Source organism: Catenulispora sp. GAS73 (assembly GCF_041262085.1).
Taxonomy (GTDB): domain Bacteria; phylum Actinomycetota; class Actinomycetes; order Streptomycetales; family Catenulisporaceae; genus Catenulispora.
The window spans coordinates 101534-120303 of sequence record NZ_JBGCCM010000015.1 but is presented as its reverse complement, the minus strand read 5'-3'; the positions used below and the strand labels follow the sequence as shown (position 1 = coordinate 120303).

Genomic DNA, 18770 nt, shown 5'->3' with positions numbered 1-18770 from the left:
TCACGATGGGGGTCAAGCCTGACGGATCACCGGACCGGCGGCACCGTCGAGGGCGTACCGCGTCCGAGGTTCAACGGAAGATCGATGACCTAGAGAAGAAGCGTGACGCCGGCCGTGTTCTTGGGAAGGGCAAGGCGCCGACCGTCGAGCAGTGGATCACCACGTACCTCACCACGATCGCGGTGCGAAGCCTCGCGCCCCGGTCGTACGACGACTACTGGTCGAAGGCGAAGACGTGGATCATCCCCGGTCTCGGGAAGCATCGTCTCGACAAGCTCCAGCCGGAACACCTCGACGCGCTGTACGCGTGGATGCACGAGGCCGGGAAGGCGGAGAGCACGATCCTCAAGGTTCATCGGATCATCTCCAGAGCGCTGAAGATTGCCGAGCGGCGGAACCTCGTCGCTCGGAACATCGCGACCCTGATGGACTCACCGACCGTGAGAGAGATCGAGATAGAGCCGCTAAGCGAGGACGAGACGCGCGATGTCCTCGAAGTGGCGGCGGACCGTCCAAACGGCGCTCGCTGGTCGGTGGGGCTCGCTCTGGGGCTCCGCCAGGGTGAAGCTCTCGGGCTCCGCTGGAAGTACGTCGATCTCGACACGATGGAAGTCCGCGTCTGGTGGCAGATTCAGCGGACGACGTGGCGCCACGGTTGCGACGACCCGCACAAGTGCGGGGAGCGCCTTCACAAGGCGCCGTGCCCGAAGGGCTGTCAGCGTCATCAGCACAGGGCGAAGTGTGCGGCGGGCTGCGCGAAGCCGAGTCACCTCGGCTGCCCGAAGGCGTGTGCGCCCGACTGCACTGAACACGCACGAGTCTGTTCGAAGCGCGTGGGTGGTGGACTCGTCTTCCGCGAGCCGAAGGGCAAGAGCAAGCGGACCGTCCCGCTCCCGCCGCAACTCGTTCCCATTCTGGAAGCGCACCGCAAGGCGCAACTTCGAGAGCGATTCGCGGCCGGCAAGGAGTGGGAAGACCGGGATCTCGTGTTCAGTCGGCCGGACGGAAGCCCAATCGATCCGCGAGATGACTGGGAAGAGTGGAAGGACATTCTCGCGGAGGCAAATGTGCGAGATGTTCGAGTCCATGACGGCCGCCACACGGCCGCGACGCTGCTCGTCGAGTATGGCGTAGACGTCCGAGTCGTCATGGCTGTCCTCGGTCACTCTGACCTCAGAGTGACCATGCGCTACGCGCACGCGAGTAACCCGCTACTGCGCGACGCAGCCGCGCGCATGGGTCAAGGACTGTGGGGAGACCGTCCGGCCCCTACTGCAACCAACAGTGCAACCAGAAAACACCAAAGGCGCCCCAAAAACGAAGGGACGCCCTGGCCAGAGAAGAGCCTCCTGTCGGAATCGAACCGACGACCTACGCATTACGAGTGCGTCGCTCTGGCCGACTGAGCTAAGGAGGCCCGGCCCGTCAGCATGCACCGCGGGCCGGTGCACGAGTGTACCTGACGCTAGGCGCCGACGTCACAAGTGATCCCTGCGGGGGGGACGGTGCCTTGGATGAGGTAGGCGTCTACGGCGTTGTCGATGCATTGGGAGCCTCGGGTGTAGGCGGTGTGGCCGCTTCCGTTGAAGGTGAGGAGGTGGCCGTTTTGGAGTTGTTTGGCCAGGCCCTGGGCCCAGGGGTAGGGGGTGGCGGGGTCGTCCTTGGTGCCTACGACGAGGATGGGGGCGCTGCCTGCGGCGGTGATGGGGGCCGGCTGGGTTTGGGGTTTGACCGGCCAGGTGGCGCAGGAGAGGTCGGCCCAGGCCAGCATTTCGCCGAGGAGGGGGGCTTGGGACTTGTAGTCCGGGACCTCTTTGTTCTCGATCTGCTGGGCGTTCTCCGCGTCGGGGTCGGGGCGGTCCAGGCAGTTGATGGCGATGTTGGCGTCTGTCTGATTGTCGTAGGTGCCGCTGGTGCGGTCGTTGTAGAGGTCCGCCCACTGGAGGAGGCGGGTGCCGTCGCCGTTCATGGCGGCATTCAGGGCGTCGCGGAGGTCGCTCCAGTACTGGGGGACGTACATCACCTGGAGGACTGCTGTGAGGGCGAGGCCGTAGTTCACCTTGCGGCTGCCGTCGTGGGTGGGGACCGGGTGGTCCTGGAGGGACTGCAGGTAGGTCATGAGCTTGTTCACCGCTGTGCCGCTGTCGGTGCCGAGGGGGCAGCCGGTCTGGGTGACGCAGTCGGCGGCGAATTCGCGGATCAGCTTCTCGAAGCCCTGGGCCTGGGCGATGTTCATCTGCTTGGCGGTCAGGGTCGGGTCGATGGCGCCGTCCAGGACCAGTCGGCCGGTGTTCTGGGGGAACAGGCCCGCGTAGACCGCTCCCAGGTAGGTGCCGTAGGACTTGCCCAGGTAGTAGAGCTTGGCGTCGCCCAGGACCGCGCGCAGGACGTCCATGTCGCGGGCGGCGTTGGGGGTGCCGACGTAGGGCAGGATGCGGCCCGACTTCTGCTCGCACGCCTTGCCGATCGCCTGCGACTCCTTCGCGACCTCCGCCACCTGCGCGTCGGTGCGGGGCATCGGGTCCGCCTGGACGAACTCGTCCATCGCCGCGGTGTCATCCGACAGGCAGCGCACCGGGTCCGACTGGCCGACGCCGCGGGGGTCGAAGCCGACGATGTCGTAGTGCGCCGCCACGTTCTTCGTCACCACGTTCGGGTCCTGCGCGTAGGCGATGCCCGCGCCGCCGGGCCCGCCGGGGTTCAGCAGCAGCGAACCCACCCGCTGGCCCGCCGGCCCGGTGGCGGCCTTGCGGGTCGCCATGATGTACGTCGTCCCCTTCGAGGGGTCCGAGTAGTCCAGCGGCACCGTGATCTTCGCGCACGTCCAGCCGGGCAGGCTGCTGTCCGTCGCGCAGGGCGCCCAGGTCGGCTTCTGGTCGTAGAACTGCTGCAGGTCCGCGGGGACCATGTCGGCGTTCGCCAGCGCCGCGCCTCCATGCGCGCCCGCCGAGGTCGCGCCGCCCGAGGCGCCGCGTCCGCCGGGGGTCGAAGGCTTCTGCGCCGCGTGCGAACTCCCGCCGCACCCAGTGGTCAAGAGAAGCCCCGCGGTCGCCACCGCTAAGGCCCGCCGTACTGTCGGACTGGGATTCACGGGCAGTTCTCCTCCTGCGGCGCGGTCATCGTTTGTGACTAGCTATCCAGAAACGTCCGATTCCACACCATGTCACAGCCGGGAGGAGTACCTGAGGAGTACGGAGGACCGGAGCAGAGAGATCAGGGTTGGATGTTCACTCCGCGTCCCAACGCATAGAGCCGTCCTTACGGGAAGTCTCATAGTCCTGACGAGACCCGCAGACCGAGGCCAGAGAACAAGAGCAGGTCCGTCCGGTCTCGTCGAGCCGCACCTTCACGGTCTCCGACGGCACGTTCAGCCCGACGACCCGCCCCGGCCCCTCCGGCGTCAGTACCTTCTCTCCGCGCGCGGGAGCCTTAGCCTTGGTCTCCACATAGAGCGGGTGCTCATACTTGAGACAGCACATGAGCCGCCCGCAGGCCCCGGAGATCTTCAGCGGATTAACCGGCAGGTCCTGGTCCTTCGCCATGCGCACCGACACAGGCTCGAAGTCCTTAAGGAACGTCGAGCAGCACGTGTCCCGTCCACAAGGTCCGATCCCGCCCTGGATCCGCGCCTCGTCGCGAGCGCCCAGCTGACGAAGCTCAATGCGAGCGTCCAACTCTCGCGCGAGTGTTCGCACCAGTTCGCGGAAGTCGACGTACTGCGGAGCGGAGAAGTACACGGTGATCTGCTTCTCCGACTCCACGAAGTCGACGCCGACCACCTTCATCGGCAGCCCCTGCTCGCGGATCTGCCGCTTCGCGACCACCCGGGCGCGGGCCCGCCGCTCCCGGCTGCGCTCGTCGCGCGCCAGGTCGTCCGGCGTGGCGAAGCCGACGAGCTCGTCAAGTCCGCCGATCTCCGCGTCCTCATATGTGTCGACCCACTGCGGGGCCCAGATGCACTCCGCGACCTCCGGCCCGGCGGTCGTGGGGACCAGCACCTTGTCGCCCACACGCGGGGTGATGGGCCCTGGCGCGTAGTAATACAGACGGCCGTAGCGGGTGAAGCTGACGGCACAGATCATCGCCACGGACGGTTCTCCAAACAGCCGACAGCACACGGCACGGGCACGACGTTCACCCGGTCGAGCCTAAGCGCAGTACTCGGCCCGAGGCGAGAGGCTGAGGAAGGCGATCGGCGGCGGCGCCGGGTTGGCTACCCTTGGGTACATGTCCAACGCACCGGTCGTAGCCCAGCCCTCCGCAGCCCGTGACGCCCTCCTGAAGGAGATCCAGGCCAAGGCGGTGGTGCGCGGCGAGGTGACGCTGTCCTCCGGGCTGAAGGCCGACTGGTACCTGGACCTGCGGCGGATCACCCTGGACGGGACCGCGGCGCCGCTGGTCGGCACCGCGATGCTGGAGCTCACGGCGGACCTGGACTTCGACGCGGTCGGCGGGCTGACCATGGGGGCGGACCCCGTCGCCACCGCGATGCTGCACGCCTCGGCCGCCGGTGGCCGCGCGCTGGACGCCTTCGTGGTCCGCAAGGCCGCCAAGGCGCACGGCATGCAGCGCCGCATCGAGGGCCCGGAGGTGGCCGGCCGCCGCGTGCTCGCGGTCGAGGACACCTCCACGACCGGCGGGTCTCCGCTGGAAGCCGTGCGCGCTCTAAGGGAAGCCGGTGCGGAAGTGGTGGCAGTGGCTACGATCGTGGACCGCGCCACCGGTGCCGCCGAGGCGATCGCCGCGGAGGGACTGCCGTACTACACCGTCTACACGCTGGGGGATCTTCATGTTTGAGAAAGATTCTTGATGTTTGATCGAGATCTCGGCGTGTAGGGCAACAAAAAACGGGCGCCGCGAGGGGCCCGCGTTCTTGACCGTGAATCGGACGCAACCAGCGTGGTGGTTCGCGCGTCTACCTGCCAGAACCTAATCAGGTGTCAAGACTTTGGGGTGCGGGCTGTGGAACAGCAGGACGAGCTAGAGATCGAGACGAGGCTGCGTGCCGCCCTTCAGGCGCGCAGTGAACTCGTCACGCATTCCACGCTCAGGCCTGGCATCCCGCCGAACGAGCACACGGCGGGGGTGCGGGCTCGGCGCGAGTCCTGGTGGTCGTGGCGCCGGATGTGGGTGCCCGTCACCGTTGCCGCCGCGCTGGCCGGCGGCGTTTTCGCGGGCGCGCAGCTGCCGTCGAGTTCCAGCACCACCGCCACCGGTCCGGCCAGCGGCGGCGGCAGCTCCAGCGGGCCCGTCAACGGCTCGACCGCGCCGATGCAGGAGGCGTCGACCGCGGGCACCCCGCAGAGCATCGGCACGCTCAGCGTCACCGTGACCTCCGGCTGGCAGTTCACCTCGACGTCGAAGACCTCCGCCTGCGTGACGCTGAGCAGCCGCCCGGCTCCTGCGCCCGCGACCAGCGCGGCGGCCCTGCCGTGCGGCGTGGACGCGCTCTACCTCAAGACCGACGCCACGGCGGCCACCTGGCCGCTGAGCACCGCGGCCAAGGACACCGGCTGGTGGCCGACCGCGGTGTCCTCGGCCTCGGACATCGTCTGCCCGGCGGCCACCTCGGGGAGCAGCACCGACATGGTGAAGGCGTCGATGCTTCTGCGTTTTTCCGACAAGTACGAGCTGGCGGCCCAGCCCGGACAGGCCACACCGGCCACGGCCGAGTACCACGAGTGGGCGGTGACCTGCGACACCGGTCCCGGCGTGCAGCCGATGCTGTGGAAGCTCAACGCCGCGCCCGGCGCCGCCGCGCCCGCCACCTTCACGGTGGCCACGGTGGTGTCGGCGAACCCGCAGTACGACTCGGCGCTGCTGGGTATGGTGGGCTCGCTCCACCAGACGAGCTGACCGGCGCCGGCGGCCCCCCGCCCGCGCCGCGTCGATCCGGCTCGATCCGGCTCGATCCGACAACCTGGTCGAAACGGCTCATGTCGCTGCTCGTGTCCCGGCCCGACCAGGGGCGGGAACCGTTTGGATCGGCCCAACTGCCACACGCTGTAGTAATGACAAGGTAGCCTCGACCTGTGACCTCATCTCTGGCCCACTTCCTGGCCTTCAATCCGATCTCCGCGACGGACTGGATCAACGCGCTCGGCAACTTCGCCGTGCTCGGCGTCTGCGCGATCATCTTCGCCGAGACCGGTCTGATGATCGGTTTCGTCCTGCCCGGCGACTCGCTGCTGTTCATCGCCGGCCTGCTCACGCTGTCGGGCAAGCAGACCCCGGGCGTGACCAACACCCACCACCTGTCACTGCCGCTGCTGTTGGTGGCCGTGCCGATCTGCGCCGTGGCCGGCGCCCAACTCGGCCACTACCTCGGCGCCCGCTTCGGCAGGCCGCTGTTCGACAAGCCGGACAGCCGGCTGTTCAAGCGCGAGCACGTCGCCAAGGCCGAGGAGGTGTTCAACCAGTACGGCGAGACCAAGGCCGTGGTGCTGGCGCGCTTCATCCCGGTCGTGCGCACCTTCATGAACCCGGTCGCCGGCGTCCTGGAGATGCCCGCCAAGAAGTTCTTCATGGCGAACCTGGTCGGCGGGATCATCTGGGCCGACGGCGTGCTGCTGCTGGGGCGTCTGGCCTCCAAGGCGATCAGCCCGAGCAAGGTCGACAAGTACATCATCCCGATCACTCTGGTCATCGTGCTGCTGTCGCTGCTGCCGATCTTCTTCGAGTGGCGCAAGCAGAAGAAGGCCAAGGCCGCCGGGCCCTCCGGATACTCGGCGCCCGACCAGGATTCGGTCGCTTCGAGCGGTCGCCACCGCAGCCGGTAAACTGCGCCCCAGCAGCGCTAATCCGAGTGCGACCGTCCCACCCAAGGAGACAACAGCGATGGCTATCGCGACCCCTGAGGTCTACCGCGAGATGCTGGACCGGGCCAAGGCCGGCCGGTTCGCCTACCCCGCGATCAACGTGACCTCCTCCCAGACGCTGAACGCCGCTCTGCGGGGCTTCGCCGAGGCCGAGAGCGACGGCATCATCCAGATCTCCACCGGCGGCGCGGAGTACCTGTCCGGCTCGGTGAAGGACATGGTCGTCGGCTCGGTGGCGCTGGCGGAGTTCGCCCACGTGGTCGCCGCGCGCTACGACATCACGGTGGCCCTGCACACAGACCACTGCCCGAAGGACAAGCTCGACGGCTTCATGCGGCCGCTGATCGAGGTCTCCACCGAACGGGTGAAGGCCGGGAAGCAGCCGCTGTTCCAGTCCCACATGTGGGACGGCTCGGCGGTGCCGCTGGACGAGAACCTGCAGATCGCGCAGGAGCTGCTCGCCAAGTGCGCCGCGGCGAACATCATCATGGAGCTGGAGATCGGTGTCGTCGGCGGCGAGGAGGACGGTGTCGCCAACGAGATCAACGACAAGCTCTACACCACCCCCGAGGACGCGCTGAAGACCGTCGACGCGATCGGCCTCGGCGAGAAGGGCGCCTACCTGCTGGCGGCCACCTTCGGCAACGTCCACGGCGTCTACAAGCCGGGCAACGTCAAGCTCCGCCCGGCGATCCTGAAGGACCTGCAGGACGCGGTCGCGGCCAAGCACCCCGGCCACGGCGACAAGCCGTTCGAGCTGGTCTTCCACGGCGGCTCCGGCTCCACCCTGGAGGAGATCCGCGAGGCCCTGGACTACGGCGTGGTGAAGATGAACATCGACACCGACACGCAGTACGCGTTCACCCGGCCGATCGCCGACCACATGTTCAAGAACTACGACGGCGTCCTGAAGGTCGACGGCGAGGTCGGCAACAAGAAGACCTACGACCCGCGCACCTACGGCAAGTCGGCGGAGACGAACATGGCCGCGCGCGTCGTCGAGGCGTGCACGGACCTGCGCTCTGTGGGGACGAAGCTCAAGTAGTCCTCTGGATAGCGAACTACGGGGCCAACTCCTTGAAGAAGGAGTTGGCCCCGCTTTTCTGTCTCTAGAACGAATACCGCACGCGTCCCGAGACCCGCTCGAACCCCAGCCGCCGGTACACCGGTGCGCCGAGAGCGGTGGCAGTCAGCGTCGCGCTCTTCGCTCCGGCCTGGAAGGCGCCGTCGACAGCGGCGGCGGAGACCAGAGCTCCCAGTCCGCGGTTACGTGCGGACGTCTTAGTAGCGACCCAGTACAGCCCCGCGGAGTCCTCGTGCCGGAGTGCCAAGGCGCATGCGGCCGGTTCCCGCTCCAGGTAGGCGACGAACGCATGGACGTGCGGGTCGAGCAGAACTCCGTGCGACGCGAAGTGCGACACCGTCTCCGGGTCCTGCTCCGCCTCCATGCGGAGTGCGCGGTGCACCTCGGCGAAGGCGTCCGCCTCCTCCGGGTCGCGGACCTCCGCGAGTTCGATCTCCGGGCCGGGCGTCGGGATGGCCGGTGCGGAGGCGATCCCCATGTCTTCCAGCTCGATACCTTGGCTCATACCGGCGGCCTCGGCGGCCGCTATGAGGTCCGCGTCGCCCTCGACCGATGCCCACAGGTTCAGTTGCTGGCCGTGCTCGGCGCCGAAGGACCGGACCGCCGCGATCGCCTTCTCCGCCGGCACCGCGCGATCGAACCGCCGTGCGGAGCTGTAGAACAGCGACCGCAGGAAGGGACGCACTGACGCCACCATCAGCATCCCCGCGTCTTCGCCGACGACGGTGCCGTCCTCGTGGCCGGCGAACAGCCGCGCGGCGGCCAGGGTGGTCCGGTCGGTCTGGTCCAGGAAAGTCATACCGCGCATCATCCCCAGATTCCGCAGGAGTGTGCGCGGTATAGACGACCCACTCCTGGAGACCTCTGCGTAGAGCCTCTACGCAGAAGACCTATACGCGGCGAACCGCTTATGTGGACGAGCTGGGTACCGGCGCGGGCAGGATCGCAGGGATGGCGAGCGCATGCGGTCCGTCTACCGGATCGAGTTCGTAGAGCATGCGCCGCACCTCATCGAGCAGCGAGCCGTGCACAGACCACTTCTCTACGGCGAACGCTCCTATAGGGAGCATGTCCTCTATAGCCGAGAGCTGATGGTCCGCGGCGGCCGTGATGATGACCTTCAGCTCCTCCAACACCTGGCGGCTGTCCCGGTCCGGGATCTGCAGCCGGCCGAAGCGGTTCAGGGCGCGGCCGACGTCCAGCAGCAGTATCGCCAGGGCCTCGGGGACCTCGGTGCTCGCCGGCAGTCCGCGGGCGCCGTTGGCCAGGTCGTTCAGGCCCCGCAGCAGGCTGTTGAGTTGCGAGGAGACGTGGCTGAGGCAGATCGCCGCCTGGTCGACGCGGTTGACCTCCGGCTCCAGGGCCGAGCGCCGGGGGTGGTAGCGGACGGCCTCCTCGGCCTGGTCGGCGATGTCCTCGGCGTCCGAGCTGTCGCCGCGCAGCGCGCGGGAGCGCTCCAGCCACTTCTTCGAGTCCGCGGCGGACCACTCGGAACCCAGCGCTTTGGAGACGTCTCTGCAGAGCTGCGCCAGGTCGTCCGCCAGGTCGGCCAGGTCCTTGGCCGCGGTGTCGCTGTACGTCGGCGGCGCGACCAGCGCGTTCGCGACGACGCCGACCGCGGCGCCGACCAGCGTGTCCCAGATGCGCTCGACGCCGTAGCCGCGGCCCAGGCTGTAGACCAGCAGCGAGGTGGTCGCGACCTGGTTGACCTGGGTCCCCAGGCGCAGGGTCCGACCGATCATCAACGCGACGATCACCAGGGCCGACAGCGTGAACCAGGTCAGGTCCACGAACCGGCCGAGCGCCAGGGCCGCGAAGACACCCAGGAGCACCGCCGCGACCTGTTGGAGGCCGCGGCGGAAGGTCTGGTAGATGGTCACCTGCATGGTGATCAGGACGGCCACCGGCGCCAGGACCGCGTGGAACTGCGGATGGCCGTGATAGATCACACGCTTGGCGATCTCCCAGGCCACGGCGCAGGCCAGGGCGGTCTTGAGCGTTTGTATGAAGGCGTCGCGCTCGCGGTTGAACCAGTGCCGCACGCCGTGCAGCCGGAAGGCCCGCACCGAGTGCTCGATCCCCGAGCGCAGCGTGGTGTGGCCACGGCCGAGCAACTCCCTGGTGAACTCGCTGATGGAGTCCGTGGAGCGTGGCATGGGGAGATTGTGGCAGAGATACAGATCTTCCCAGAACGACCGCGATGATGACCGTGAAGCCCACATCGGGATACGCTGAGGCCGCCATCATTTTGATACGACTGGTACCCGCAGCGGACTGGATCGTTGACAGATAGAGAGCCCATGGATTCCGCAGAGTCCCGCCTGGCCGTAGGCGTGGTCGGTACCGGCCGCGTCGGTTCGGCCCTCGGCGCCGCCCTGCAGCGCGCAGGCCACCGCGTGGTCGCCGCTTCCGGTGTGTCTGAGCAGTCGGTGCGCCGCGCCGACAAACTTCTGCCCGGCGTACCCCTGCTGCCGCCACAGGAGGTGCTGGCCGGCGCCGACCTCGCTTTGCTCACCGTCCCCGACGACGCGCTGCCGGGCCTGATCGAGGGCCTGGTCGCGACCGGCTCGATCAAGCCGGGCACCATACTGGCCCACACCTCCGGCCGCTTCGGCTTCACCGTCCTGGACCCGGCCACCCGCGCCGGGGCCCTGCCGCTGGCCCTGCACCCGGCCATGACCTTCACCGGCACCGAGGTGGACGTGGCGCGGCTGGCCGGCTGCTCCTTCGGGGTGACCGCCCCGGACCCGCTCCGCCCGATCGCCGAGGCGCTGGTGGTGGAGATGGGCGGCGAGCCGGAATGGATCGAGGAGGCCGCGCGGCCGCTGTACCACGCGGCCCTCGCCTACGGCTCGAACTACCTGGTCACCCTGGTCGCCCAGGCCGAGGACCTGCTCGCCGCGGCCGGGGTCCGGGAGCCGGGTCGGATGCTCGGCCCGCTGCTCGGCGCCGCGCTGGACAACGCGCTGCGCTCCGGCGACCTGGCGCTGACCGGCCCGGTGGCGCGCGGGGACGCCGGGACCGTCGCGGCCCATCTGGAGGTGCTGGCGGAGCGCGACCCGCAGGCCGCCCGGGGCTACCGCGCCCTGGGACGCCTCACCGCGGACCGCGCCATGGCCTCCGGGATGCTCTCCGCCGAGAAGGCCGAATCCCTGCTCGGAGTGCTGAACAAGGAGTCTGACGTATGACCGCGCTCGTCCACACCCGCGCCGAACTTCAGCCCTTCTTGGATGGCTTCGCCAATGGGAAGCGCGGAGTCGTCATGACTATGGGGGCGCTCCATGAGGGTCACCTGGAGCTTCTGAAGAAGGCCCGCCACGACTGCGACCTGGTCGTCGCCACCATCTTCGTGAACCCGCTCCAGTTCGGCCCGAACGAGGACTTCGACCGGTATCCGCGGACGCTCGACGACGATCTCAAGCTCTGCGCAGAGGCTGGAGTAGACGTCGTCTATGCGCCGGCCGTGGAGGAGGTCTACCCGGGCGGACAGCCGATCGTGAAAGTGACCCCGGGGCCGATGGGAGAGGTATTGGAGGGTGCGTTCCGTCCCGGCTTCTTCACCGGCGTTCTGACCATCGTGAACAAGCTGCTCAACCTGACAGACCCGCACATGGCGTTCTTCGGACAGAAGGATGCCCAGCAGCTCGCCCTGGTGCGCCGCATGATGCTGGACCTGAACATGCCGGTGGAGATCGTCGGCGTTCCCACGGTCCGCGATGAGGACGGCCTCGCCAAGTCCAGCCGGAACCGTTACCTCAGTCCTGAGGAGCGCATTACAGCGCTCACTCTGTCGCGCGCACTGTTCGCCGGACAGGCGAAGACCGCAGAAGGCGCGGACGCGGTGCGGGAAGCGGCTAACGCGGTCCTGGAACCCGCCGTGGCGGCCGGCCGGATCGATGTGGACTACCTCGCATTGGTCGACCCGCGGGACTTCTCCGAAGTGTCTCCAGCGTTCTCGGGAGAGGCCGTGCTCGCTGTAGCGGCCCGCGTAGGAACGACCCGCCTCATCGACAACCTCCCCCTCACCCTCACCATCCCCGGAGCGCGCTGATGTACCGCACGATGCTCAAGTCCAAGATCCACCGGGCCACGGTCACCCAGGCCGATCTGCACTACGTGGGCTCGGTCACGATCGACGAGGACCTGATGGACGCCGCCGACCTGCTGTCCGGCGAGCAGGTCGCGATCGTCGACATCGACAACGGCGCGCGCCTTGAGACCTACGTCATACCCGGGCAGCGGGGCACCGGCGTGATCGGCATCAACGGTGCCGCCGCGCGCCTGGTGCACCCCGGGGACCTGGTCATCCTGATCTCCTACATGCAGGTAGACGACGCGGAGGCGCGTAGTCTTCAGCCGAAGGTGGTGCACGTCGACACCGAGAACCGGATCGTCGCCCTCGGGGCCGATCCGGCCGAGCCGGTGCCGGGTTCACAGGTATTGAGCCGGGGCGACGTCACCGCGAATTGACGGGGTACCGGTCTACCACTGGTACGTGAGGGGCGATTGAGATGGTCCAGCGGCTTAGGGCACCCCACCCGGGGTGGCGGGCGTACGCGGACACGGTCGTGGTGGGCTCCGGCGTGGCCGGCATCACGGCGGCGCTGGCGGCGCGTCAGGCCGGCAGCGTGCTGCTGGTGACGAAGGCGCGCCTGCAGGACGGGTCGACGCGGTGGGCGCAGGGCGGCATCGCCGCCGCGCTCGGCGTCGGGGACAGTCCGGAAGCGCATCTGCAGGACACGTTGGTGGCCGGCGCGGGAGTCTGTGACGAGGACGCCGTACGGGTGCTGGTGACCGAGGGCCCTGCGGCGGTGCGGCGGCTGATCGCCCTCGGCGCCGAGTTCGACAAGACCGCGGACGGCGCCATAGCGCTGGGCCGCGAGGGCGGGCACCTGGCCGACCGCATCGCGCATGCCGGCGGCGACGCCACCGGCAAGGAGGTCTCCCGCGCGCTGATCGCGGCGCTGGAGCACACCATCGGCGAGGTCGAGGTCATCGACCACGCGCTGGTGCTGGACCTGCTCAAGGACGAGCACGGCGGCGCCGCGGGCGTCACCCTGCACGTCATGGGCGAGGGCGCGCGCGACGGCGTGGGCGCGGTGCACGCCAAGGCCGTGGTGCTGGCCACCGGCGGCATGGGGCAGGTCTTCGACGCCACGACGAACCCCTCCGTGGCGACCGGGGACGGCGTCGCCATGGCGCTGCGCGCGGGCGCGGAGGTCGCGGACCTGGAGTTCGTGCAGTTCCACCCGACTGTCATGTGGCTGGGCGGCGCGGCACGCGGCCAGCAGCCGCTGATCTCCGAGGCGGTCCGCGGCGAGGGCGCGTACCTGGTGGACGGCAGCGGGGTCCGCTTCATGGTCGGGCAGCATCCGCTGGCCGAACTGGCGCCGCGCGACGTGGTCGCCAAGGGCATCATGCGGCGTATGGCCGAGACCGGAGAGCCGCACATGTGGCTCGATGCACGGACGGGTGTCGCGGAGTTCTCGGACGAGTACTGGCGTACGCGGTTCCCCACCATCCGCGAGTCCTGCCTCAAGCACGGGATCGACCCGGCCAAGGATCTGATTCCGGTAGCTCCGGCGGAGCATTACGCGTCCGGAGGCGTGCGGACGGATATATGGGGACGTACTTCTATCCCGCGCTTGTACGCGTGTGGAGAGGCCGCCTGTACCGGAGTGCACGGAGCGAACCGGCTGGCGTCCAATTCTCTGTTGGAAGGACTCGTCTTCGCAGAGCGCATCGGTGCGGATCTCGGTAAACGTCTGCCGTGGACGGAGACGCCGGTTCCGGTAGAGGCTCCCGAGGACGTGGAAGACGTTCTGCTGGAGCCGTCGGTGATGGCAGAGGTGCAGCACACGATGACGGCCGGCGCAGGTGTGCTGCGCAGTGCGCAGTCGCTGGACCGTACCGCCGACGAACTGGAGCAGCTGGCCGGGCGCGCTGCCGAGGCCCCGCACGTGGAAGCGTGGGAGGCGACGAACCTGCACCTGCTGGCCAGCGCGCTGGTGAAGGGCGCGGCTCTGCGCAACGAGACCCGCGGGTCGCACTGGCGTGAGGACTTCCCGGACAGCGCGGACCGCTGGCTGGTGCGTCTGGCGACGCGTTTGGATCCCGGGACCGGGAAGCTGGTCACTGAGAAGCAGCCGCTGCGCAGTGCAGAGATGAATGGAGTGAAGCCCTGATGAGCTCGTTGTCCCCGGACGTCGCCAAGGCGCTGATCGATGGTGGGCTGGACCCGGAGTACGTGGCTTCGGTGATCATGATGGCTCTGGACGAGGATCTGGCCGACGGGCCTGACGTCACGACCGAGGCGACGGTCTCCGCCGACGCGACGAACATCGCGGACTTCGCGGCGCGCGCGCAGGGCGTCGCCGCGGGGGTTCCGGTGGCCGCGGCGGTGTTCGACCTCGTGTCGCAGGGCACGGCGAAGATTCAGCAGGTGGTGAAGGACGGCGACCGGGTGGAGCCCGGCACTGTCCTGCTCACCGTCACCGGCGCTACGCGGGATCTCCTTACCGGCGAACGCACTGCGTTGAACCTCCTGTGTCACCTCTCAGGGATCGCTACGCAGACCCGCCTCTGGGTGGACGCGGTAGAGGGCACCGGCGCGAAGATCCGTGACACCCGTAAGACGACTCCCGGACTGCGTTCTCTGGAGAAGTACGCAGTGCGGTGCGGCGGTGGCGTGAACCACCGCATGTCGCTGTCCGACGCCGGTCTGGTGAAGGACAACCACGTGGTCGCTGCTGGCGGCGTCGTCCAGGCCTTCGAGGCGGTGCGCAAGGCGCGCCCGGGGCTGCCGATCGAGGTCGAGATCGACTCGCTGGAGCAGCTGCCCGGGGTGCTCGCGGCCGGCGCCGAGCTGATCCTGCTGGACAACTTCACGCCGGAGCGGATGCGCGCGGCGGTGCAGATCACCGGGCGCAACGAGCTGTACGGCCGGACCCGGTTGGAGGCGTCGGGCGGGCTGACGCTGGACCTGGCCCGTGCCGTCGCCGAGACCGGGGTCGACTACCTCTCGGTCGGCGCGCTGACCCACTCGGCGCCGATCCTGGACATCGGCTCGGACTTCCGCGAAGAAGGGAAGTAGCTCTGTGCTTCTGACCATTGACGTCGGCAACACGCAGACCGTTTACGGGCTGTTCGAGGGCGAGGAGATCGTCGACCACTGGCGGGTGGCCACGGATCCGCGCCGGACGTCCGACGAGCTCTCGGTGATGACGCAGGGGCTGCTGAGCCAGCATCCGACGGCGGGCAAGCCCGGCGGCCTGACCGGGCTGTCGATCTGCTCCACGGTGCCCTCGGTGCTGCACGAGATGCGCGACATGAGCAAGCGGCACTACGGGGACGTCCCCACAGTGTTGGTGGAGCCCGGGGTGAAGACCGGCGTGCCGATCCTGGTCGACAACCCCAAGGAAGTCGGCGCGGACCGGATCATGAACGCTCTGGCCGCGCACTACCTTTACGACGGCCCGGTGATCGTGGTCGACTTCGGGACGGCGACGTCCTTCGACGCGGTCTCGGCCAAGGGCGAGTTCCTCGGCGGCGCTATAGCCCCCGGGATCGAGATATCGGTCGAGGCGCTGGGGATGCGCGGGGCGCAGCTGCGGAAGATCGAGCTGACCAAGCCGCGGAGCATCATCGGGAAGAACACTGTCGAGTGCATGCAGTCGGGGATCCTTTATGGGTTCGCGGGGCAGGTCGACGGAGTGGTGCACCGGATGGCCGAGGAGATGGCCGAGGATCCGGACGACGTGACGGTGGTCGCGACCGGCGGCCTGGCGTCGCTGGTGCTGGACGAGTCCGAGGTTGTGGACGTGCACGAGCCGTGGCTGACGTTGGTCGGGCTGCGGTTGGTTTATGAGCGGAACAGCGGGAGCTGAGCTCTTAAGCGGGTTTGCGGGACAGCGGACAGCGGGACGGCGGTCGACGGAAAACGGGTCGGCCGCCGTCCCGTTCGCGTGTTTGCATGATCGGATGGAGAAGACGGAGAGCTCGCCGGAATTGATGGAGACCGCTGAGATCCTGGCGGCGGCTTCGGCGGCGCTCGGTACGCAGCTGAGCGATCCGGTCGACCTCGGTGGCAGCAAACGGAGCACGGTGCTGCGGGTGCGGACGGCGGTCGGGGACACGGTCGTCGTCAAGGCCCACAAGGAGCGGGCCGTGTATGCGGCCGAGGCCGGTGGGCTTCGGCTGACCGATCTGGGGCCGCGGCTGCTGGCGGACGATCCGGCGCACCGGCTGATCGTGATGGAGGATCTGGGGGACGCTCCGAACCTTGCCGATCTGCTGCTCGGCGGTGATGAGAAGCGGGCTCGTGCGGCGCTTATCGAGTGGGCCGCGACGTATGGGCGGCTCGCAGTGCAGACGGTCGGGCGCGAGAGCGAGCTGGAGGAGCCTTCGGAGGCGTGGGTCGCGAAGGAGATGGCGAAGCTGCCCGAATTCCTCGACGGGCTCGGCGTCGCGGCGCCGCCGGGGCTGGAGGCGGACGTCGAGGCGGTCTCCGCTCTGGACCACGACCGGTTCCGCGTCTTCTCGCCGGGGGACATCTGCCCGGACAACCATCTGCTGACCGCCGAGGGGCTGCGGCCGATCGACTTCGAGGGGGCGGGGTTCCACTCGGTGTTTCTGGACGCCTCCTACAGCAGGATGCCGTTCGGGAGCTGTTGGTGCGTGTTCCGGCTGCCGAAGAGCTTTTCGATGGAGGCCGAGCGGGCTTATCGCGACGAGGTGGTCAAGGCCTATCCGGAGTTGGCGGATGATCGGATCTGGCGGCCCGGCGTGCGGCTGGCTTCGGTGGCCTTCGTGATGTCGATGGCTCAGCTGCTGGTGCCCGCGGTCCAGGAGGAGGACCGGCCGATGCACCGCAGCCGGATGCCGGAGTCCAGCATGCGGCAGGTGCTGCGCTATCGCTGGGAGGTCACGGCGACGGCGTTGGAGCGTGCCGGGGAGCTTCCGGCGACTGCGGGCGTCCTCCGGGCGCTGCTGGGCGCCACCACGCACTGGCAGACCACGGACCTGCCGCGCTACCCGGCGTTCAGCGGCTGAGGTCGCGCCGGAACTGCTCGCCTCGCCGCCGCGGTCTCGCCGCGAACGCCGGCCAGAGCCACCCCACCTGCCCTGCCGCAGAGACCGGCCGGCGATGCCCCGCCCGCCACGTGGTATTCGGTTGCGACCGGGTGAACCGGGCCAAGTAGCCTTGACCCATGACCGAAACCACCCCGCCTCCGGCGCAGCCCGAGTCCGACCTCCCCGAGCAGATCCGCATCCGCCGGGAGAAGCTGGACAAACTGCGCGAGCGCGGCGTGGACCCGTATCCCGTCGGGTATCCGCGAACCGCGACCATCGGGGAGCTGCGGGCGGAGTACGGCGACCTGGAGGCGGACACCGCCACCGGGCAGCGGGCCGGCATCGCCGGGCGGGTCGTCCTGTCGCGGACCGGGGGCAAGCTCTGCTTCGCCACCCTCCGGGAGGGCGAGTTCGAGATCCAGGCGATGTTCTCGCTGGACCGGCTCGGGGCCGAGTCGCTGGAGGAGTGGAAGGGCGACGTCGACCTCGGGGACCTGGTCGGGGTCACCGGTGAGATCATCACTTCGCGGCGGGGTGAGCTCTCCATCATGGTCGAGAGCTGGGCCATCACGTCGAAGTGCCTGCGGCCGCTGCCGGACAAGCACAAGGGGCTCACCGATCCCGAGGCGCGGGTGCGGCAGCGCTACGTCGACCTGATCGTGAACCCCGAGGCACGGCGGATGCTGTTCACGCGCTCTGACCTGGTGCGCTCGGTGCGCTCCAGCCTCGCGGAGCGCGGGTACACCGAGGTCGAGACGCCGATGCTGCAGCCGATCCACGGCGGCGCCAACGCCCGGCCCTTCGAGACGCACATCAACGCCTACGACATGAAGCTCTACCTGCGCATCGCGCCGGAGCTCTACCTCAAGCGGCTGCTGGTCGGCGGGGTGGAGAAGGTCTTCGAGATCAACCGGAACTTCCGGAACGAGGGTGCGGACTCCACGCACAGCCCCGAGTTCACCATGCTGGAGGCCTATGAGGTCTACGGCGACTACGACGTCATGCAGAAGCTGACGCAGTCGGTGATCCAGGAGGGCGCCGAGGCGATCTTCGGGTCGCAGGTGGCCCGGCGGGTGAACGCCGAGGGTGAGGCCGAGGAGTTCGACATCAGCGGCGACTGGAAGTCCCTCACGGTCAACGAGGCGATCTCCGCCGCCCTCGGCGAGGAGATCTCGGCCGACACCGAGATCGGCGCGCTGAAGAAGCTCTGCGACGCCGCGGGCATCCCCTACGCGCCGGGCTGGACGCGCGGCCAGGTCGTGCTGGAGATGTACGAGCACCTGGTCGAGGACAAGACCGTGCTGCCGACGTTCTACCGGGACTTCCCGAAGGACGTCTCGCCGCTGACCCGGGCGCACCGGCAGGACCCGCGCCTGGCCGAGCGCTGGGACCTGGTCGGCTGGGGCGCGGAGATCGGCACCGGCTACTCCGAGCTGATCGACCCGGTGGACCAGCGCGAGCGCTTCACGGAGCAGTCGCTGCTGGCCGCCGGCGGCGACCCGGACGCGATGCAGCTGGACGAGGACTTCCTGCGCGCCCTGGAGTACGCCATGCCGCCGGCCGGCGGCATCGGGGCGGGTATCGACCGGATTCTGATGGCGCTCACCGGGCGCTTGATTCGGGAGACCATCCTGTTCCCGTTCGTGAAGCCGGCGTAGGTAGTCTGGCGGCACCGACAAACGCCTCGTTCAACCGAGGGGGAAGCGACACGATGATGGGCAATCTGGGCCTTTACGTTCCGTCTTTTGTAGTGGCGGTGGCGTTCATCTACGTCATCAGGCTCATCGTTGTGTCGC

The 18770-nt window shown here is 68.6% G+C and carries 16 protein-coding genes, 1 tRNA gene and 1 pseudogene; 13 read left to right on the top strand and 5 right to left on the bottom strand.

Features of this window, described 5'->3' with window-relative positions; translation table 11 throughout:
• Positions 1 to 5: 5 nt before the first annotated feature.
• Positions 6 to 1145 (top strand): annotated as a pseudogene (locus ABH935_RS23235) (tyrosine-type recombinase/integrase); the annotation flags it as partial.
• Between the two features lie 198 nt (positions 1146 to 1343).
• On the opposite strand, the gene ABH935_RS23230 reads toward ABH935_RS23235, so the two are convergent.
• From ABH935_RS23230 to ABH935_RS23220, 3 genes are all read right to left on the bottom strand, one after another.
• Positions 1344 to 1417 (bottom strand) — tRNA-Thr (locus ABH935_RS23230).
• A gap of 48 nt (positions 1418 to 1465) precedes the next feature.
• Positions 1466 to 3034 (bottom strand): alpha/beta hydrolase, encoded by a 1569-nt coding sequence (locus ABH935_RS23225; RefSeq protein WP_370380022.1) that lies wholly within the window; start codon positions 3032 to 3034, stop codon positions 1466 to 1468.
• 193 nt (positions 3035 to 3227) lie between these two features.
• The gene (locus ABH935_RS23220; RefSeq protein WP_370380130.1) at positions 3228 to 4082 is read right to left on the bottom strand and encodes a stage 0 sporulation family protein; all 855 of its coding nucleotides are present in this window, start codon (positions 4080 to 4082) and stop codon (positions 3228 to 3230) included.
• Between the two features lie 145 nt (positions 4083 to 4227).
• On the opposite strand from ABH935_RS23220, the gene pyrE reads away from it, so the two are divergent.
• The 4 genes from pyrE (at position 4228) to fbaA (ending at position 7863) form a co-directional block, all read left to right on the top strand.
• Positions 4228 to 4797 (top strand): orotate phosphoribosyltransferase, encoded by a 570-nt coding sequence (pyrE, locus tag ABH935_RS23215; RefSeq protein ID WP_370380021.1) that lies wholly within the window; start codon positions 4228 to 4230, stop codon positions 4795 to 4797.
• Positions 4798 to 4962: 165 nt separating this feature from the next.
• Complete coding sequence (locus ABH935_RS23210) at positions 4963 to 5856, top strand: hypothetical protein (protein ID WP_370380020.1); 894 nt, start codon at positions 4963 to 4965, stop codon at positions 5854 to 5856.
• Between the two features lie 176 nt (positions 5857 to 6032).
• A complete protein-coding gene (locus ABH935_RS23205) occupies positions 6033 to 6779 on the top strand; it encodes a DedA family protein (RefSeq protein WP_370380019.1) in 747 nt (248 codons plus the stop codon).
• Between the two features lie 58 nt (positions 6780 to 6837).
• On the top strand, positions 6838 to 7863 hold the full coding sequence (gene fbaA / locus ABH935_RS23200) for a class II fructose-bisphosphate aldolase (RefSeq protein WP_370380018.1): 1026 nt from the start codon (positions 6838 to 6840) through the stop codon (positions 7861 to 7863).
• Positions 7864 to 7927: 64 nt separating this feature from the next.
• Here the strand turns inward: fbaA and ABH935_RS23195 are convergent, their stop codons facing one another.
• Together ABH935_RS23195 and ABH935_RS23190 are read right to left on the bottom strand one after the other, a co-directional pair.
• Positions 7928 to 8701 (bottom strand): GNAT family N-acetyltransferase, encoded by a 774-nt coding sequence (locus tag ABH935_RS23195; RefSeq protein ID WP_370380017.1) that lies wholly within the window; start codon positions 8699 to 8701, stop codon positions 7928 to 7930.
• A gap of 109 nt (positions 8702 to 8810) precedes the next feature.
• Complete coding sequence (locus ABH935_RS23190) at positions 8811 to 10058, bottom strand: aromatic acid exporter family protein (RefSeq protein WP_370380016.1); 1248 nt, start codon at positions 10056 to 10058, stop codon at positions 8811 to 8813.
• Positions 10059 to 10202: 144 nt separating this feature from the next.
• On the opposite strand from ABH935_RS23190, the gene ABH935_RS23185 reads away from it, so the two are divergent.
• The 8 genes from ABH935_RS23185 to lysX all read left to right on the top strand — a co-directional run bounded on the left by ABH935_RS23185 (position 10203) and on the right by lysX (position 18632).
• Positions 10203 to 11090, top strand: coding sequence for a Rossmann-like and DUF2520 domain-containing protein (locus tag ABH935_RS23185; protein WP_370380015.1), 888 nt, complete (start codon positions 10203 to 10205; stop codon positions 11088 to 11090).
• Positions 11087 to 11953 carry a pantoate--beta-alanine ligase gene (panC, locus tag ABH935_RS23180; RefSeq protein WP_370380014.1) on the top strand — a complete coding sequence of 289 codons (867 nt, stop codon included), beginning with the start codon at positions 11087 to 11089 and terminating at the stop codon, positions 11951 to 11953. The genes ABH935_RS23185 and panC overlap by 4 nt, the downstream gene beginning before the upstream one ends.
• Positions 11953 to 12372, top strand: coding sequence for an aspartate 1-decarboxylase (gene panD, locus ABH935_RS23175; protein ID WP_194916274.1), 420 nt, complete (start codon positions 11953 to 11955; stop codon positions 12370 to 12372). Before panC ends, panD begins: the two co-directional genes overlap by 1 nt.
• Before the next feature lie 41 nt (positions 12373 to 12413).
• Entirely contained in the window at positions 12414 to 14087 is a 1674-nt protein-coding gene (locus ABH935_RS23170) for an L-aspartate oxidase (protein WP_370380013.1), read from the top strand.
• Positions 14087 to 14995: a carboxylating nicotinate-nucleotide diphosphorylase gene (gene nadC / locus ABH935_RS23165; RefSeq protein WP_370380012.1), complete on the top strand. Its 909-nt coding sequence runs from the start codon at positions 14087 to 14089 to the stop codon at positions 14993 to 14995. Before ABH935_RS23170 ends, nadC begins: the two co-directional genes overlap by 1 nt.
• A gap of 4 nt (positions 14996 to 14999) precedes the next feature.
• Positions 15000 to 15788, top strand: a complete 789-nt coding sequence (locus tag ABH935_RS23160) for a type III pantothenate kinase (protein WP_370349396.1) — start codon at positions 15000 to 15002, stop codon at positions 15786 to 15788.
• A gap of 94 nt (positions 15789 to 15882) precedes the next feature.
• The gene (locus ABH935_RS23155) at positions 15883 to 16953 is read left to right on the top strand and encodes a hypothetical protein (RefSeq protein WP_370380011.1); all 1071 of its coding nucleotides are present in this window, start codon (positions 15883 to 15885) and stop codon (positions 16951 to 16953) included.
• Positions 16954 to 17111: 158 nt separating this feature from the next.
• The gene (lysX, locus tag ABH935_RS23150) at positions 17112 to 18632 is read left to right on the top strand and encodes a bifunctional lysylphosphatidylglycerol synthetase/lysine--tRNA ligase LysX (protein WP_370380010.1); all 1521 of its coding nucleotides are present in this window, start codon (positions 17112 to 17114) and stop codon (positions 18630 to 18632) included.
• The last annotated feature ends 138 nt before the right edge of the window (positions 18633 to 18770 follow it).

Bases quoted from the DNA above. Each gene is read 5' to 3' on its own strand.
- ABH935_RS23220 (WP_370380130.1), bottom strand. From the start codon at position 4,082: ATGATCTGTGCCGTCAGCTTCACCCGCTACGGCCGTCTGTATTACTAC.
- pyrE (WP_370380021.1), top strand. From the start codon at position 4,228: ATGTCCAACGCACCGGTCGTAGCCCAGCCCTCCGCAGCCCGTGACGCC.
- fbaA (WP_370380018.1), top strand. From the start codon at position 6,838: ATGGCTATCGCGACCCCTGAGGTCTACCGCGAGATGCTGGACCGGGCC.
- ABH935_RS23195 (WP_370380017.1), bottom strand. From the start codon at position 8,701: ATGACTTTCCTGGACCAGACCGACCGGACCACCCTGGCCGCCGCGCGG.
- ABH935_RS23190 (WP_370380016.1), bottom strand. From the start codon at position 10,058: ATGCCACGCTCCACGGACTCCATCAGCGAGTTCACCAGGGAGTTGCTC.
- ABH935_RS23185 (WP_370380015.1), top strand. From the start codon at position 10,203: ATGGATTCCGCAGAGTCCCGCCTGGCCGTAGGCGTGGTCGGTACCGGC.
- panC (WP_370380014.1), top strand. From the start codon at position 11,087: ATGACCGCGCTCGTCCACACCCGCGCCGAACTTCAGCCCTTCTTGGAT.
- panD (WP_194916274.1), top strand. From the start codon at position 11,953: ATGTACCGCACGATGCTCAAGTCCAAGATCCACCGGGCCACGGTCACC.
- ABH935_RS23170 (WP_370380013.1), top strand. From the start codon at position 12,414: ATGGTCCAGCGGCTTAGGGCACCCCACCCGGGGTGGCGGGCGTACGCG.
- nadC (WP_370380012.1), top strand. From the start codon at position 14,087: ATGAGCTCGTTGTCCCCGGACGTCGCCAAGGCGCTGATCGATGGTGGG.
- ABH935_RS23155 (WP_370380011.1), top strand. From the start codon at position 15,883: ATGGAGAAGACGGAGAGCTCGCCGGAATTGATGGAGACCGCTGAGATC.
- lysX (WP_370380010.1), top strand. From the start codon at position 17,112: ATGACCGAAACCACCCCGCCTCCGGCGCAGCCCGAGTCCGACCTCCCC.